Raw genomic sequence first — 12155 nt, forward strand, 5'->3', positions numbered from 1 at the left:
GAGAGTGCCGTCTCCTACCCCTTTTTTACTTTTGAATGGAGAATCGGCGATACGTCGATTCTTTTTTGTATTTCTCAATCAGTTCTGGATGGTCCCTTTCTAATGCGTTCATATCGAAGCGTGTGGTGCGAACGGTTTTCCATGTGACTCCGTACCTTCCCACATAGCCCCGCTCATTTTGTCCCAACCAATATTTGAGTTGGTTCTGGATGCGTTTGACTTCCTCCTCATGCATGTTCATTGCTTCCTTCGCCTGGTAATACTCCTCAATCAGTGTGAGCGCTTCGGAAGGAAGGCTAATTTCACTTTCGATGGTCTCTGAAAAATGCTCCCTGAGAAATCGTTCGGAGGCCTTGCTCCCATCCATTGGCGGGATTTCTCTGCGCTCAATATACTCCCAGAACGCCTGGCATTCTTTCTCTAAAATACGAATCAGCTCTTCATCTCGATCAATCCGGCGATAATCCACTTTTTGATTGCCAATCATCATCACGATGTAACCGAAGGAAAAACCGAAACAATTGAGGTTGTGTTGCATCTTCAGGTTTTCGGCAATCGGAACCCCCTCATTCCGCCACTCACGCAGTTGCCCGGGGTCAACCAGTGTCAAGCGGATCAGTCCCTTTTTCTCATTCACCATTACCGTCCCCAATGTGTTGCCAATGAGATAAGGAATTGTGGGATGCGTGCAGACCTCATCCTTGATTTCGACGGGGTAACCGAACTGTTCCGAAAACTTCTGTAGAATCGGTATTTTTAAGATGTCGTACAGCGTCTCCTTTTCTTCTTGTTTTTCCCCCAGCGTTTTGTTTAAGTAAACTTCCATTCGTGAACGGGTGGATGAAAGATTCAATATCGCGATGGCGTCATGACAACCTAAACCTTTTTTCAAGACACATCCTCCTTTCATGTTATATTTTAATTTTATCATATAAAATGGATATGTAAAAGATAAGGTGCATATATAAAATAAAAATCCACCCTCAGGTGGACTCTTCTTCATTCGTATTTATATCCGCTGATGGCTTCCAGGGCTGCCATGCACACGGACTTGGGCATGCCTTCACTGGTTGCCTCATACACCTCATCGCCTTTTATAAACCGTACGGTGACTTTTTCCTCTTTGCTTTCGATTTGATAGGCAAACCCCAGGGACTTCATGCGCTCAACCACTTCCCATGCGGCGTCTGGCGACACGCTATATCGTTTTAGGCGGAGGGATTCCAGTAACCGTGGATTCACGTTTTTTAAATTCGCGAGAAAATATCTTTTCCATACGCCCGTCGTCAAGACCATTCCTGGGAGAACGGTTTCTGGACAGCCTTCCTTTACCACAAACAGGCCCATGACTTCATCCGCGATCCGCTCTTCCATCTTTCTCCGCTTGATCGCTTCCGCTTGTTTTGGATGCATCCATTCTCTCTCCCCGTTATTCTCTCATTTTTCTATAGCATATCGAATCCAAACCCACCTGTGAAGTTTTTTCACTTTCTTTTCCCATTCTATTGATCTATCATAAAAGGACAATCATATGTGCGGTAAATCATTCGAAGGCTACGAGTAGCCGCCGCGTAGACATTCCCCATCTACGGATGTGAGGAAGCCTGTACGTTTGAATCTAAAGGTGATGTTTTTATGTCTACGTATCAATTTGGCGGAGGAACAACTCGTAGCTTTTTTGCGCCTAACGTAAACCGTGGCGCGTTTCGTAAGCTTTCTGATGCAGATGAACGACTGGCCGATGCCATTTTTAACGGGAAATCGTTTACTGAAGAAATTCCTGCAACCGATCTAGAAGGAAAAGCCATGCAAACCACCACTGATGGATGGCAGCCGGAAAGCCTGGGTGGCCAAATCATCGATATCGTGCGGCAAAAATCCCGGATGCGCGCTTTCCATCAGGTGATCAATACGCCATCTGACCCATATGAATTGCCGGTGAATTTGCAAGATTTTACGGTCGATTACAACGTGGCCGAAGGCGCCCCGGGTACCGATCAAACGGTGCCACAAGGACGAATCAAGTTTGTTCACAAAAAACTGATGGTTTCCACCAAAGTCTCCACGGAGTTTGAGGAAGACAGTGTGCCGCAAACGATGGCCCTGTTGAAACAAGCGATCGGAGAAGCCATAGCCCTGGAAGAAGAAAAACGCTTCTTCACCGAAGCAGATGGGGTGTTGGCCAAAGCGACAGATCAAACCAGTGCGATTGGATCCATTTCTGAAACCACCGCGGCGGATGAGATTGTGGATTTGTTGGCGACGATGGATTTTCCGTATAATTTGGATCCACAAAACATGGTATTGTACCTGAATCCAAGCGTATACTTCAAGCTGTTGAAATCAGGTCATGTCCGCACGATTGACCAATATGGTCCGAACGCTACCATCGTCACGGGTGAACTTAACAAACTTTACGGCATGGGAGTAGCGGCGATTGGAGCTCTGCCGAAAGGGGGAACCAGTCCGAACTTTACCTATCCGATTGTGATCGCGAATCGTTCCTCTATCTTGATTGGCCAACGCCGCCAGCTGACCATTCGGGTAATCCCAATCGATGGGGACCAAAACAAAATCGAAGCGACGGTACGCTCGGCTATCGCTTATCCTTATGCAGGCAAAGGCATCGTGAAAGCAAACGCCACATTGGCTTAATCAAGGGCTGGGGCTCTCGCCCTGGCTTCTTTTTTGAGAAAGGAGGAGAACGATGCGTTATCCGTTTGAAGTGATCACGGAGTTTGAGGTGAAGTCGCTGGAGAATGGTGTATTGCAGTTGGAAGGGTATGCGGCCACGTTTGGCAACGTGGACTTACATGGGGATGTGATTGATGAGCGGGCCTTTGATGAAACCATCGAGCGATATATGCATGTCCCCGTGGTTCTTGCCTTCCACGATCAGCGTATTCCTATTGGCAGCGTGCATGAGGCGCATATCGATAAAAAGGGTCTGTATGTTGTAACTCAAGTTCCTGAAGCGAAACAACAAGCAGTGAAAGAAGTCCGAGATCGTATTCTATCCGGAGAATTGCGTTCCTTTTCCATCGGCGGATACTTCCACCGGAAACCGATGGGGAACGTGAATCTGATTCATCAAGTGGACTTGGTGGAAATCAGTGTAGTCAAGCACCCCGCCAATCCATGGGCATCCTTTACCTTGTCGGGATCCATGCAGAAATCCTTGGAGCACAAAAGCCTGTTTCCCGAGTACGAAACAAAGGAACTTACGAAGTTGCAGGCAAAGTCGGCATTTCGCGAAGAGGAAACACGGATGCCATCGGGACCGATTCCCTTTCATGTGAAAGTGGAGGGGGCCCGGACTCCACAATTCCTGGGGTATTGGTTCGGCGCAGACGCTCCCGGATTCAAGCAGTACGAGTTTCACATGGAGGTGCCGGATGCCCAAACGGCAGAGCAAACCATGCAGCGGCTAAGAGATTATAGCGATCGTGCAGGCGTGACAGTGATGGTCAACACGCCGTTTGACTGGAAGGAGGTTCGATGATGGGGAAGATCGTGTTTGAAGTAGAGATGACTGGCCGTATTCATCCTGCCTTTGATGCGAAGACGTTCGCCCGTGGCATTGCCTACCGAGCATCCCGTTGGTGCGAGTCGGCACAAGTGAAAGGGGCCAATGTGGCAGTCGAAGTGAAAAGCGAGAAGAAGGAATAAAGGGAAAAGCGGGGCGATCATTGCCCCGCTATTTTCAATAGCTTCGATAGATTGGCGCCCAAGGCCCGCCTGTCAGATGGCCATAATGAAAGCCCTGGAGCCGCGAACCTCCAGGGCTAAGACAACATATGCTCGCAAGATTTATTTGCCTTGCGGCAGAATCATTTTATCATATTCGTGATATCTGCCCAATTTCCATTTCCTTCCCTGGGAAGGGATAGGGGAACGATTCTATATTTCAGCTCTAATAGAGCCGCGTGGATGGAAATAGAAATCGTATTCTGGACTTGATAATCGTCCTGTGCTTCCTCAAAGTCCTTTACTAAGCAAAGGTACTCGATGATCTCCTGCGTGGACATTTCCGCCAAGTCTTCATTGTCTGGCAGCCGTTCGGCTTGTTCTTTTGTGAAGTCCCACGTCTCACAAGATAGTAAATCCTTCCAATGTGGTTTACCCATTTCTCCACTTCCATTCTTTTTTCGTTTTCTTAAAGTCGAATGACAGATACACTCCTGGGTTTTCCTTTTCCAACCTTTTTCGATACTCTTCGGCTTCCTTCCGATTGATAAATTCGGTGTGATACTCGATGCATTCTCTTCCCTTGTATATCCGGGTCGCTTTGATATAAATTAATGAATTCATCCATTCCACCTCTCCATTTCCTTTAAAAAAAGAAAGCGGACGGATCCGCTTATCCAAATTGTGAAAATCGGTTTTCGATCTCGCTCATAATCTCATCTATCGTCTCTTGATCTACATCATCAAATTTTCTCAAAAGAACGACTTCGACAATCAGTTTGACTGTTTTCAGGTCGATTGTTTTTTCCATCCTGTCTTCACTCCCCCAGTTCATCTTCCATCACGATTCCCCACTGAGTGCGGAATGCGCGTTTTCCCGCATATTTAAAAATGGATAAGATCGGATAGGGTTTTCCATCGATAAAAATGATGTCTCTTTCAGTCAAATAACTAGCTGGTTTTTCCGCTTGAAATCGCCAGTCAATGGTTGCGGTACCTATATGTTTTTTTCCTCATATGTCTGCCTCCTATGTTAAATATAAATCAATTATATCATTTATATATTAATATGTAAATGAAAAAATGAATAAATTGATGATCCCGTTTCGACTCATCTGTACAAAAAACTCATATTCAAACTCATATGAGTTTAAATATCTAAATTCATTGTGATACTCATAAGTCATATTATATTAGATACAATATCAGTTATATTATCTGATGTTATATATCAAATGAAGTCGAATGTGCATATAGATATTTTTTCTCCTATGATATAGAAGTTAATATGGAGGATCATACATAGAATGAATTCTTATATGATATGCACTCTCATACGTAATATAATTCGACCAAGTAGATGAAATATAATAGTTAAGATGATTTTATTTATAGAATGGGATCTAAGATAAAAGGGGAGATTTTATACGATGTGAAAAGTTAGAGGAACAATGCTATTTAATCTAAATGAATTCATCAATTGTCATATATGATTTCATAGAATATCCCATATGTTATGTCATGTAACAACTTATTCAGTATTCAATAGCCAATGAGACTGCATATAACATGTGATTTTCCATATTCTATTTATTACCATTTTTTATACAATGATAGATATGATCAAAATTATCATCTTTATTGTGATATATTATGTTGTGAGAAATACTATATAGGGAGGGAAATGAAATGGCTAAAACAATTGCAATCATTCAAAACAAAGGCGGCGTTGGCAAGACAACCGTAACTTGTAACTTAGCTGCAGCACTCTCTAAAAAGTATCCCGAAAAAAAGGTCCTCATCCTCGATATGGATGGACAAGGGAACCAGGCGTTGTCCTTTGGCCATGAGCCACGAGAGCTTGAGAATACCATCTATGATGTATTGGTAGGAAGGTTGCCGGTAAAAGAAGCGATTATCCAGTTAAGCGACAACCTTGATCTGTTACCCGCGAATGATGATATGAACTATTATGAATTGGATACACTGCCAGGCGTTGCGGACCTTCGGGAATATCTGTTGACCTTGAAAAAAGCATTGGACCCAATTATCGACCAATATGATTACATTTTCATTGATAGCCCGCCTGAACTAAAGATCATTGCGGCATCGGTGATGATGGTAGCCGATGAAATTTACATACCTTTCGAACCAGATGCCTATAACGCCTCGGGGTTGATTCAACTTTTGGAGAAAATCGAGATCTACAAGGAACAATACAATACATCGCCGAAAGTCAAAGGCGTCATTCCAATGAAAGTGAAGCCTAAGACGATTTTGCACCGTGGTGTCATGGTTCAAGTCGATGCTTATTGTCAATTAAAGGGGATTCGGGTGATGAACACGAAAATTCCGGATTCAGTGAAATATCCTGAATTCATTGCATCTGCACGCATGCCAATGACTTGGGCAGATCCAAATGGAATTCACGCAAAGTATTACTATGATTTGCTAGAAGAGGTGTTAAGAGAAGATGGCTAGAGGGTCGAAAAAGATAGCTCCGCTTTTCCCAATGGAAGACAAAACGAAGAAAGAGGAGAAAAAGAACGAGGAAGCAAAGGGTCAGCAACAGAAACAACCACCTAAGCAAGCAACTAATCCAGAACCTACAGCAGCACAAGTACCACAACAAACTAAGCAACAGGAACAACTGCCTAAGCAACCAACGGAACCAGCAGGAACTACTGTACCAGCCGAAGATAATCAACAGGGTGATAAACAGCAACAAGGACAACAGGCTAAAGGAGACACGCCACCAAATCCTGTTGCTCAAGTTCTACCGCGGGAACAAGACACACATAAGAAACCATCTAATACACCTGTTCAGACGTTAGCAAATCCGGAACCACCGTTAGACCCAAAGGATTACGTCGATCCGGAGCCTCAAGAACCGACCAAGGAAGAAAGACCAGATGAGTGGCTGCGTGACCCGGCAGAAGATATAGAAGCTGAAGTGGATGCTGTTGATCCACTCAAAGAGCCAGAAGAACAATATGAGGAACCACTTAAGGCGCAACCTCAAGCAAAACAAAAAGATCACCTCCCTCATGGCCGTGAGAAAGATGATCTTGAAAAAGAACTAGCAGCGTTTAGACGAGCATTGGAAGAATACAAAGACGAACTGGAATGGCGGACAAAAACGGAGATCACGCATAACATTCCGGTTCCGATTCCGATGCCAGTATATCAGAAGCTGAAAGAGTTAGAGCCCTACTATACAACGAAGAAAATTGGATTTTTGCAGGATCAGATCGTTAAAGGGACGATCAAACAAGTGGAATTTCTCATCCGAGAGGTCAAAGAGAAAAAGCTGAAAAAGAAACGGAAAAAGTAACTCGTCATTATTTTGAAACAAGTACAACAAAAAATCAATGGGGAACAATGGAATGATCTCTCCTCAAAAGCTACCTTAGCGGGTAGCTTTTTTTGTGTAAGAAACAGGGTTATAAAAAATAATTTCTTTGCACTTTTTCATTTACAAATTAAGATTAACTATGTTATAATCATTTTAGAAATAACAAATAAATCATTTCCTAAAGGAAACAAGGAGAGATTGCAAAATGCTGAACCGAGTGATTTTAGTAGGTCGCCTTACCCGTGATCCAGAGTTGCGTTACACCCCAAGCGGAGTAGCCATTGCGCGCTTCTCCATTGCAGTCAACCGGAACTATACGAACGCGCAAGGGGAAAGGGAAGCGGATTTCCTCAACATTGTTGCATGGCGTGGGCTGGCCGAGAATTGCGCCAATTATCTGAGCAAAGGCTCTTTGGTTGGAGTCGATGGCCGTTTGCAGACGGGTAAATATGAAAACCAAGAGGGGCGTACCGTCTATACCACCGATGTGGTGGCGGAAGATGTCCGTTTCTTGGATACGAAAGGTTCAGGTGAACGGAGCGGCGGAAACGCTGGTGGAGGTCGCAAATCAATAGATGATCCGTTCGCTGATGATGTTCCGATTGATATCAAGGATGAAGATCTGCCTTTTTGAAGTAAATATGCCCCTCTTTCATAAGAGGGGTATCCCACCAAGGAGTGAACATCATGGCAAGAAAATTTTGGACAGATGAAATGGTAGAACAAGAAATAAAGAAGTCTATGGAGATTCTAGGAATTGACCGTATGCCTACTGGCCCTGAACTTCAGGGGATTGGAAGAAATGATTTGCATTGTCGTATTAGCAGAACCTATGGATATGCTGGATGGGCAGAAAAACAAGGATTAACTTTAAAATCCTGCGATACTCGAACAGGAAAACGTTATGAAGAAATTGCCACCAATCTATTAAAAGACAAGGGATACGAAGTTGAACGGATGACCACCAAACATCCCTACGACTTAATGGTAAAAGGCGTTGTCAAAGTGGATGTAAAAGTAGGAAAAGTATGGTTTCAAGAAGGGAAATGGCGTATCCATACGTTCAGATTAGAAAAAAGATTCCCAACCAGTGATTTTTACTTATGCATCGGTCTTAACGAAAAGGAAGAAATCGAAAAGATATTTGTGATTCCAAGCCTTCATGCCCGAATCATGACAATATCAGCCGGAGAGAATAGCAAGTGGGATAAATACCTGATTCGATTCGATTTGTTGGATACGTATTCAGAATTCATGCAAGGTTTTCTAAATGGAATTGAATAACGTATGGGTTCCTCGGTACCCGGGGGACTTTATCCTAACATAAGGAGAGTCACTTCATGAATGTCTGGAAAGCCACAATGAAAATAACTCATGTTGGAACCCATGATCGTGATGATATTGAGGAATTCATCATTGCCGAAACCGAGGCGCAAGCAAAACATGTAGCAAATGGTCTTGCTTCTCTTAAAGATCATGAGGGCTATTACGTGGATGATGTAAAAGTAAAGTTTCTTGGTCAAGCCCATATTGCATAAGGGGGACTTCGGTCTCCCTGATAACTTCACAGATTGCGTCCAATAACACAAGGAGGGATTACGATGAACTATCCAAAGCGTTGTCCAATCACTGAACTCCCTTTTTACGGAGTGGTTACTCATCCAGATCGGGGGGAAGTCCCTGTATATGGGGAGGATCAGGAGTTATATACCATCCCCGTCATGAACGATGACGGTGAATTTTACCGGTATCAGTATCTACCAGATATCCGGGAATGGGACCCCGTTCCCGAGTTCGTCAATACGCTGGAAGAACAGTTGGCCAATCTTCTCAAAATGGCAAGATCAAATGAAGTGAATGATTGGTGGAGAGAATCGACCGACTATGTATTGGGGCTAGTTCGTTAGCCCCATCTGCGCACCAAACAGCCAGCAATCTATATACAAATTGACGCCAAAAAAGAGGCTCATATCAAGGAGGATTCCAAATGAAAGAAATTTGCGACGTGGAAGTCTTGTTAGAAATGTACCGCAGGGGGGTGGCCAGCTATGATGACGTAGTGAAATGGGTGATCTTTGACAGATTGACCGATGAGCCGGATGCGTTAGTGTGGAAATGGATCCGGGACAAGATGGAGCAAGGGGTTATGTACATCGGAGTGGATGGTGTAACCAAAAAGAGCCCGCCACGAAGGCAGGCCCTTTAAGGGTAAGTTAACCAACTTGAAAGGATTTCACGTTAACCAGTATACCACAATCATGAGGAGGATGAAACCCTATGGAAATCAGAAAAGTGACGGGATTCGGCAATGTGTTGATTCCAAAGGCGTACAGAGAGGCGCTGAATATCGAAGTAGGAGAAAAAGTGTGGGTGTATATGAAGGATGGAAACATCGTGATTTCGAAAATCCAACAAGACCAAGTCCAACAGATTGTTGGGAATTAAGATGAGCCACCCTGGATGATTCTGGGGTGGCTTTATGTTTACTCCTCGTTTATGAAGTCAATGCCTCAACCGAAGGCATCGTAAGCTGTTCACATACCGTATTCAACACATTTTTCTCTCTATAGGGAACGGGTAAGAATGTCGTATCCCAGCGAACATGTAAGACATCATCGACCTCGTATGTATCCCACAGCCAGTAAACATTCTCAATCAAATCATCCACGTTTCCGTTACATGAAATCCCTGCATAGTGCAATCCCACTCGTTTTGCCTTCAATCTCTCTAATTCCTCTAAATGGCCTTCCTTCTGACACTGGATCCGTCTTACAAAGAAATCAACGGCTTTGGGAGGATACCCCAACACCAGACCCAATTCCTTGTGGAATGCAGGAGTTGTGTGAGATAATGAAGCTGTGCGTTGCATCCAATTCATTTTCTCTCTTTCATCTGGAAAGAATAAGCATTGACGAGCCCCTTCCAACAGATGGATGGAGACATGAGGAAAGCTGAGCATCTCGTCAAATCCAGGTTGACTTTCTTCTAACAGAAGAGATGGTTTGATCCCGTTTTTAAAGGAAATGATTTCGTTCATAGCGAAACCCCCTAGAGAGAAAAAAGTGGAAGGCTCCGAAGAACCTTCCCATTATCTTACCATAAACTACAAATTACTGAACAGAATCACAGTCGCGACAAATCCAATTACCTGCATCGTTTTTAACAACGTCGGAGCTACCGCAAATTTTGCACTTCTTGTTGTTAAAGCGAATGAACAGAGAAAGAATTTTGCGCATGTTCCCCACCTCCTTCCTCGTTGTGACGTGAGGTGGTGTGAACATTACTGTGAATAGAGCGTGTTTGTTTCTTTCTATATCCATTATCGCATATAGGATAGTGGATTGCAATAATTTTCTGATATAATATTCGAAAAAAAGATTAGGTGAAAACCAATGATACCGAACAAAAAATGTATTCTTAGCCAGCGATTAAAGGAACGAGAATGGACCCAGTCAAAACTTTCTCAGGAAACAGGAATCCCGCAATCCATCATTTCGCGATATTGCACTTCTACAACCAACTTTAATATCAATTATCTATTTGCGATTGTAGAGGTGTTGGGACTTGAAAAAATTGATGATTTATTTGAAGACCAAGACTGATCACATTGTTTTCAAACGCCCCGGTTACCGCCGGGGTTTTCTTTTTTGAATGAGAATGAAAAAAAGCCCACAGAATCATGGGCTTTATCGTGTTTATGCGGATCGTTTATTTCGTTGGGTTTTTAACTCATTGAGTACTTCCGCAGCAATTCGTAGGTCGCATCCGGTCATTTCTCTAAGGTGTTTAATGCTCGGCCATTCATGATGATGTGTTTTGTATTCGATCGCTTTTGCTTTGACCTGTTCCTTTGTTAAGAGATGGGGTTGTGGAGTGACGGATTCGATGGAGGTGGGTTGCTCTTGTTCGGATGGTCCCGATTCCTGCTCATCGACTTCTACCGGTTGATTGGATTCCGTTAGGTCTTCTTGCTTGAATTCGGGTTGGTCGGTTTCTTCTTCGTCCTGCTCTTCAGGGGGCATGGGCTGGTTCGCTTCCTGCTCGGCGGGAACGGATGGAGAAGATTCGAGTTCCTGTTCAGATTCAATGGGTTCAGATGGTTCTTGTTTGGATTCGGTTTGTTCGGATGGTTCCGCTACAGTTGGTTGGCTGATGGTTTGTTCGAAAAGAGGTTCGTTTGAGCGATTCTCGCTGGCTACCATCGGGGGCGTGTTCGTTTTCAACGTTTCGTAAGCGGTTTGGAGTTCCGTCAGTTCTTTTTTCAACTGGGCGATGATCTCATTGAGTCGTTTAACCTCATCTTGTTTGCTGTCCTTATCTCCCATGATGGCGGAGGATAAAATTCCTTTGCTTCCCCACATCATGACGGGAGGAACCAATCCCAGCAACACACACACGAGCCAGTATTGACCCGATTCCAAGGTGGCCGAAATGTTTGACCACATGACAAGTCCGGTTCCGATGGTGAAAACAAACCAGATATAGAAGCCGGGATTCTTCCGTTTGATACTCGCGACGACCATGCTTATGCTTGATTGGATAAAGGCTAATTCGCATCCAATCGTGGCGGCAAGAGCTAGGTTCCCGGCTTGCCCCACGGACATAAATAAGGTCCATGTGTGGTTAAAGGAGACATAAATGTTCATCGCTGACACAATGAGCGAGCAGATAATATTGAATAAACGGAGGAAGATGTTTCCCAATCCGCTAAAGAGTCTAGAGAACCAGCTTCTTTTCAATGCTGTTGATTCATGATACAATGGGATCACCTCAAACTTGTATAAGGCCTTGGATGATGTGCGAGATCATCCAGGGCCTTTCGTTTTGTAATTGGGAACGTTAAGTGGTTTTTACGATAGTAATCTGAAATTCTAATTCGTCTTTTGTGTTGATGACCAACCCTTTGTCGGAAGTAAAAACCCCTGCATCTTCAAAAGATTGAATGTGCAGTTCTTCTGCTTCCTCGAGCAATACGTGGTGAATAAGGGATTCTAATTGTTTTTCATTCATTAATATTCTCCTTTCAATAGTTTGATTAACTTACAATATAATATTATCAAAAATAACTTAATATGTATACAAGATAACATGACATCACAAAAATTTCACAAAC

20 protein-coding genes are annotated in these 12155 nt (G+C 43.6%); 12 read left to right on the forward strand and 8 right to left on the reverse strand.

The genetic code is table 11. The features are described 5' to 3' along the window. Positions 1-25: 25 nt before the first annotated feature. Both ACFQNG_RS20695 and ACFQNG_RS20700 read right to left on the reverse strand, forming a co-directional pair. Positions 26-892 carry a YqaJ viral recombinase family nuclease gene (locus ACFQNG_RS20695; protein ID WP_379867814.1) on the reverse strand — a complete coding sequence of 289 codons (867 nt, stop codon included), beginning with the start codon at positions 890-892 and terminating at the stop codon, positions 26-28. Between the two features lie 107 nt (positions 893-999). Next, positions 1000-1413: a BC1872 family protein gene (locus tag ACFQNG_RS20700; RefSeq protein WP_379867815.1), complete on the reverse strand. Its 414-nt coding sequence runs from the start codon at positions 1411-1413 to the stop codon at positions 1000-1002. Positions 1414-1635: 222 nt separating this feature from the next. On the opposite strand from ACFQNG_RS20700, the gene ACFQNG_RS20705 reads away from it, so the two are divergent. The 3 genes from ACFQNG_RS20705 to ACFQNG_RS20715 are packed head-to-tail and all read left to right on the forward strand — an operon-like array spanning position 1636 to position 3669. Continuing rightward, positions 1636-2655, forward strand: a complete 1020-nt coding sequence (locus ACFQNG_RS20705) for a phage major capsid protein (protein WP_379867816.1) — start codon at positions 1636-1638, stop codon at positions 2653-2655. 52 nt (positions 2656-2707) lie between these two features. Continuing rightward, positions 2708-3502 carry an HK97 family phage prohead protease gene (locus ACFQNG_RS20710; RefSeq protein WP_379867817.1) on the forward strand — a complete coding sequence of 265 codons (795 nt, stop codon included), beginning with the start codon at positions 2708-2710 and terminating at the stop codon, positions 3500-3502. After that, positions 3502-3669, forward strand: coding sequence for a hypothetical protein (locus ACFQNG_RS20715; RefSeq protein ID WP_379867818.1), 168 nt, complete (start codon positions 3502-3504; stop codon positions 3667-3669). Before ACFQNG_RS20710 ends, ACFQNG_RS20715 begins: the two co-directional genes overlap by 1 nt. A gap of 161 nt (positions 3670-3830) precedes the next feature. Here ACFQNG_RS20715 and ACFQNG_RS20720 read toward each other — a convergent pair whose 3' ends face one another. Genes ACFQNG_RS20720 through ACFQNG_RS20730 form a run of 3 tightly spaced genes read right to left on the reverse strand, consistent with a single transcriptional unit; the run spans position 3831 to position 4498 of the window. Then, positions 3831-4127: a hypothetical protein gene (locus ACFQNG_RS20720; protein WP_379867819.1), complete on the reverse strand. Its 297-nt coding sequence runs from the start codon at positions 4125-4127 to the stop codon at positions 3831-3833. Continuing rightward, the gene (locus ACFQNG_RS20725) at positions 4120-4311 is read right to left on the reverse strand and encodes a hypothetical protein (protein WP_379867820.1); all 192 of its coding nucleotides are present in this window, start codon (positions 4309-4311) and stop codon (positions 4120-4122) included. Before ACFQNG_RS20725 ends, ACFQNG_RS20720 begins: the two co-directional genes overlap by 8 nt. 49 nt (positions 4312-4360) lie before the next feature. Next, positions 4361-4498 carry a hypothetical protein gene (locus ACFQNG_RS20730; protein WP_379867821.1) on the reverse strand — a complete coding sequence of 46 codons (138 nt, stop codon included), beginning with the start codon at positions 4496-4498 and terminating at the stop codon, positions 4361-4363. 878 nt (positions 4499-5376) lie between these two features. Here ACFQNG_RS20730 and ACFQNG_RS20735 point away from each other — a divergent pair. The 8 genes from ACFQNG_RS20735 to ACFQNG_RS20770 all read left to right on the forward strand — a co-directional run bounded on the left by ACFQNG_RS20735 (position 5377) and on the right by ACFQNG_RS20770 (position 9487). Then, positions 5377-6168 (forward strand): ParA family protein, encoded by a 792-nt coding sequence (locus ACFQNG_RS20735; protein ID WP_379867822.1) that lies wholly within the window; start codon positions 5377-5379, stop codon positions 6166-6168. Beyond that, positions 6161-7021, forward strand: coding sequence for a hypothetical protein (locus ACFQNG_RS20740; RefSeq protein WP_379867823.1), 861 nt, complete (start codon positions 6161-6163; stop codon positions 7019-7021). Before ACFQNG_RS20735 ends, ACFQNG_RS20740 begins: the two co-directional genes overlap by 8 nt. Positions 7022-7247: 226 nt before the next feature. Further along, positions 7248-7676 carry a single-stranded DNA-binding protein gene (ssb, locus tag ACFQNG_RS20745; RefSeq protein WP_379867824.1) on the forward strand — a complete coding sequence of 143 codons (429 nt, stop codon included), beginning with the start codon at positions 7248-7250 and terminating at the stop codon, positions 7674-7676. 53 nt (positions 7677-7729) lie between these two features. Then, positions 7730-8326 carry a hypothetical protein gene (locus tag ACFQNG_RS20750; RefSeq protein WP_379867825.1) on the forward strand — a complete coding sequence of 199 codons (597 nt, stop codon included), beginning with the start codon at positions 7730-7732 and terminating at the stop codon, positions 8324-8326. 56 nt (positions 8327-8382) lie between these two features. Next, positions 8383-8580, forward strand: a complete 198-nt coding sequence (locus ACFQNG_RS20755) for a hypothetical protein (protein ID WP_379867826.1) — start codon at positions 8383-8385, stop codon at positions 8578-8580. 63 nt (positions 8581-8643) lie between these two features. Beyond that, on the forward strand, positions 8644-8949 hold the full coding sequence (locus ACFQNG_RS20760; protein WP_379867827.1) for a hypothetical protein: 306 nt from the start codon (positions 8644-8646) through the stop codon (positions 8947-8949). A gap of 80 nt (positions 8950-9029) precedes the next feature. Further along, complete coding sequence (locus tag ACFQNG_RS20765) at positions 9030-9248, forward strand: hypothetical protein (protein ID WP_379867828.1); 219 nt, start codon at positions 9030-9032, stop codon at positions 9246-9248. Positions 9249-9319: 71 nt separating this feature from the next. Beyond that, positions 9320-9487, forward strand: a complete 168-nt coding sequence (locus ACFQNG_RS20770; protein WP_379867829.1) for an AbrB/MazE/SpoVT family DNA-binding domain-containing protein — start codon at positions 9320-9322, stop codon at positions 9485-9487. A 49-nt stretch (positions 9488-9536) separates the two neighbouring features. On the opposite strand, the gene ACFQNG_RS20775 is transcribed toward ACFQNG_RS20770, so the two are convergent. Continuing rightward, positions 9537-10079 carry a hypothetical protein gene (locus tag ACFQNG_RS20775; protein ID WP_379867830.1) on the reverse strand — a complete coding sequence of 181 codons (543 nt, stop codon included), beginning with the start codon at positions 10077-10079 and terminating at the stop codon, positions 9537-9539. A gap of 355 nt (positions 10080-10434) precedes the next feature. On the opposite strand from ACFQNG_RS20775, the gene ACFQNG_RS20780 reads away from it, so the two are divergent. Further along, a complete protein-coding gene (locus ACFQNG_RS20780; RefSeq protein WP_379867831.1) occupies positions 10435-10644 on the forward strand; it encodes a helix-turn-helix transcriptional regulator in 210 nt (69 codons plus the stop codon). 93 nt (positions 10645-10737) lie between these two features. Here the strand turns inward: ACFQNG_RS20780 and ACFQNG_RS20785 are convergent, their stop codons facing one another. Then, positions 10738-11802 (reverse strand): hypothetical protein, encoded by a 1065-nt coding sequence (locus tag ACFQNG_RS20785; protein ID WP_379867832.1) that lies wholly within the window; start codon positions 11800-11802, stop codon positions 10738-10740. A gap of 79 nt (positions 11803-11881) precedes the next feature. Then, positions 11882-12052 carry a hypothetical protein gene (locus ACFQNG_RS20790; RefSeq protein ID WP_379867833.1) on the reverse strand — a complete coding sequence of 57 codons (171 nt, stop codon included), beginning with the start codon at positions 12050-12052 and terminating at the stop codon, positions 11882-11884. Between the last annotated feature and the right edge of the window lie 103 nt (positions 12053-12155).

It is taken from the genome of Laceyella putida (assembly GCF_042665195.1).
GTDB lineage: Bacteria > Bacillota > Bacilli > Thermoactinomycetales > Thermoactinomycetaceae > Laceyella > Laceyella putida.

What these genes read in the sequence shown, in the direction of transcription:
- ACFQNG_RS20700 (WP_379867815.1), bottom strand. Translation starts at nt 1,413, where the DNA reads ATGCATCCAAAACAAGCGGAAGCGATCAAGCGGAGAAAGATGGAAGAG.
- ACFQNG_RS20705 (WP_379867816.1), top strand. Translation starts at nt 1,636, where the DNA reads ATGTCTACGTATCAATTTGGCGGAGGAACAACTCGTAGCTTTTTTGCG.
- ACFQNG_RS20710 (WP_379867817.1), top strand. Translation starts at nt 2,708, where the DNA reads ATGCGTTATCCGTTTGAAGTGATCACGGAGTTTGAGGTGAAGTCGCTG.
- ACFQNG_RS20715 (WP_379867818.1), top strand. Translation starts at nt 3,502, where the DNA reads ATGGGGAAGATCGTGTTTGAAGTAGAGATGACTGGCCGTATTCATCCT.
- ACFQNG_RS20720 (WP_379867819.1), bottom strand. Translation starts at nt 4,127, where the DNA reads ATGGGTAAACCACATTGGAAGGATTTACTATCTTGTGAGACGTGGGAC.
- ACFQNG_RS20725 (WP_379867820.1), bottom strand. Translation starts at nt 4,311, where the DNA reads ATGAATTCATTAATTTATATCAAAGCGACCCGGATATACAAGGGAAGA.
- ACFQNG_RS20730 (WP_379867821.1), bottom strand. Translation starts at nt 4,498, where the DNA reads ATGGAAAAAACAATCGACCTGAAAACAGTCAAACTGATTGTCGAAGTC.
- ACFQNG_RS20735 (WP_379867822.1), top strand. Translation starts at nt 5,377, where the DNA reads ATGGCTAAAACAATTGCAATCATTCAAAACAAAGGCGGCGTTGGCAAG.
- ACFQNG_RS20740 (WP_379867823.1), top strand. Translation starts at nt 6,161, where the DNA reads ATGGCTAGAGGGTCGAAAAAGATAGCTCCGCTTTTCCCAATGGAAGAC.
- ssb (WP_379867824.1), top strand. Translation starts at nt 7,248, where the DNA reads ATGCTGAACCGAGTGATTTTAGTAGGTCGCCTTACCCGTGATCCAGAG.
- ACFQNG_RS20750 (WP_379867825.1), top strand. Translation starts at nt 7,730, where the DNA reads ATGGCAAGAAAATTTTGGACAGATGAAATGGTAGAACAAGAAATAAAG.
- ACFQNG_RS20755 (WP_379867826.1), top strand. Translation starts at nt 8,383, where the DNA reads ATGAATGTCTGGAAAGCCACAATGAAAATAACTCATGTTGGAACCCAT.
- ACFQNG_RS20760 (WP_379867827.1), top strand. Translation starts at nt 8,644, where the DNA reads ATGAACTATCCAAAGCGTTGTCCAATCACTGAACTCCCTTTTTACGGA.
- ACFQNG_RS20765 (WP_379867828.1), top strand. Translation starts at nt 9,030, where the DNA reads ATGAAAGAAATTTGCGACGTGGAAGTCTTGTTAGAAATGTACCGCAGG.
- ACFQNG_RS20770 (WP_379867829.1), top strand. Translation starts at nt 9,320, where the DNA reads ATGGAAATCAGAAAAGTGACGGGATTCGGCAATGTGTTGATTCCAAAG.
- ACFQNG_RS20775 (WP_379867830.1), bottom strand. Translation starts at nt 10,079, where the DNA reads ATGAACGAAATCATTTCCTTTAAAAACGGGATCAAACCATCTCTTCTG.
- ACFQNG_RS20780 (WP_379867831.1), top strand. Translation starts at nt 10,435, where the DNA reads ATGATACCGAACAAAAAATGTATTCTTAGCCAGCGATTAAAGGAACGA.
- ACFQNG_RS20790 (WP_379867833.1), bottom strand. Translation starts at nt 12,052, where the DNA reads ATGAATGAAAAACAATTAGAATCCCTTATTCACCACGTATTGCTCGAG.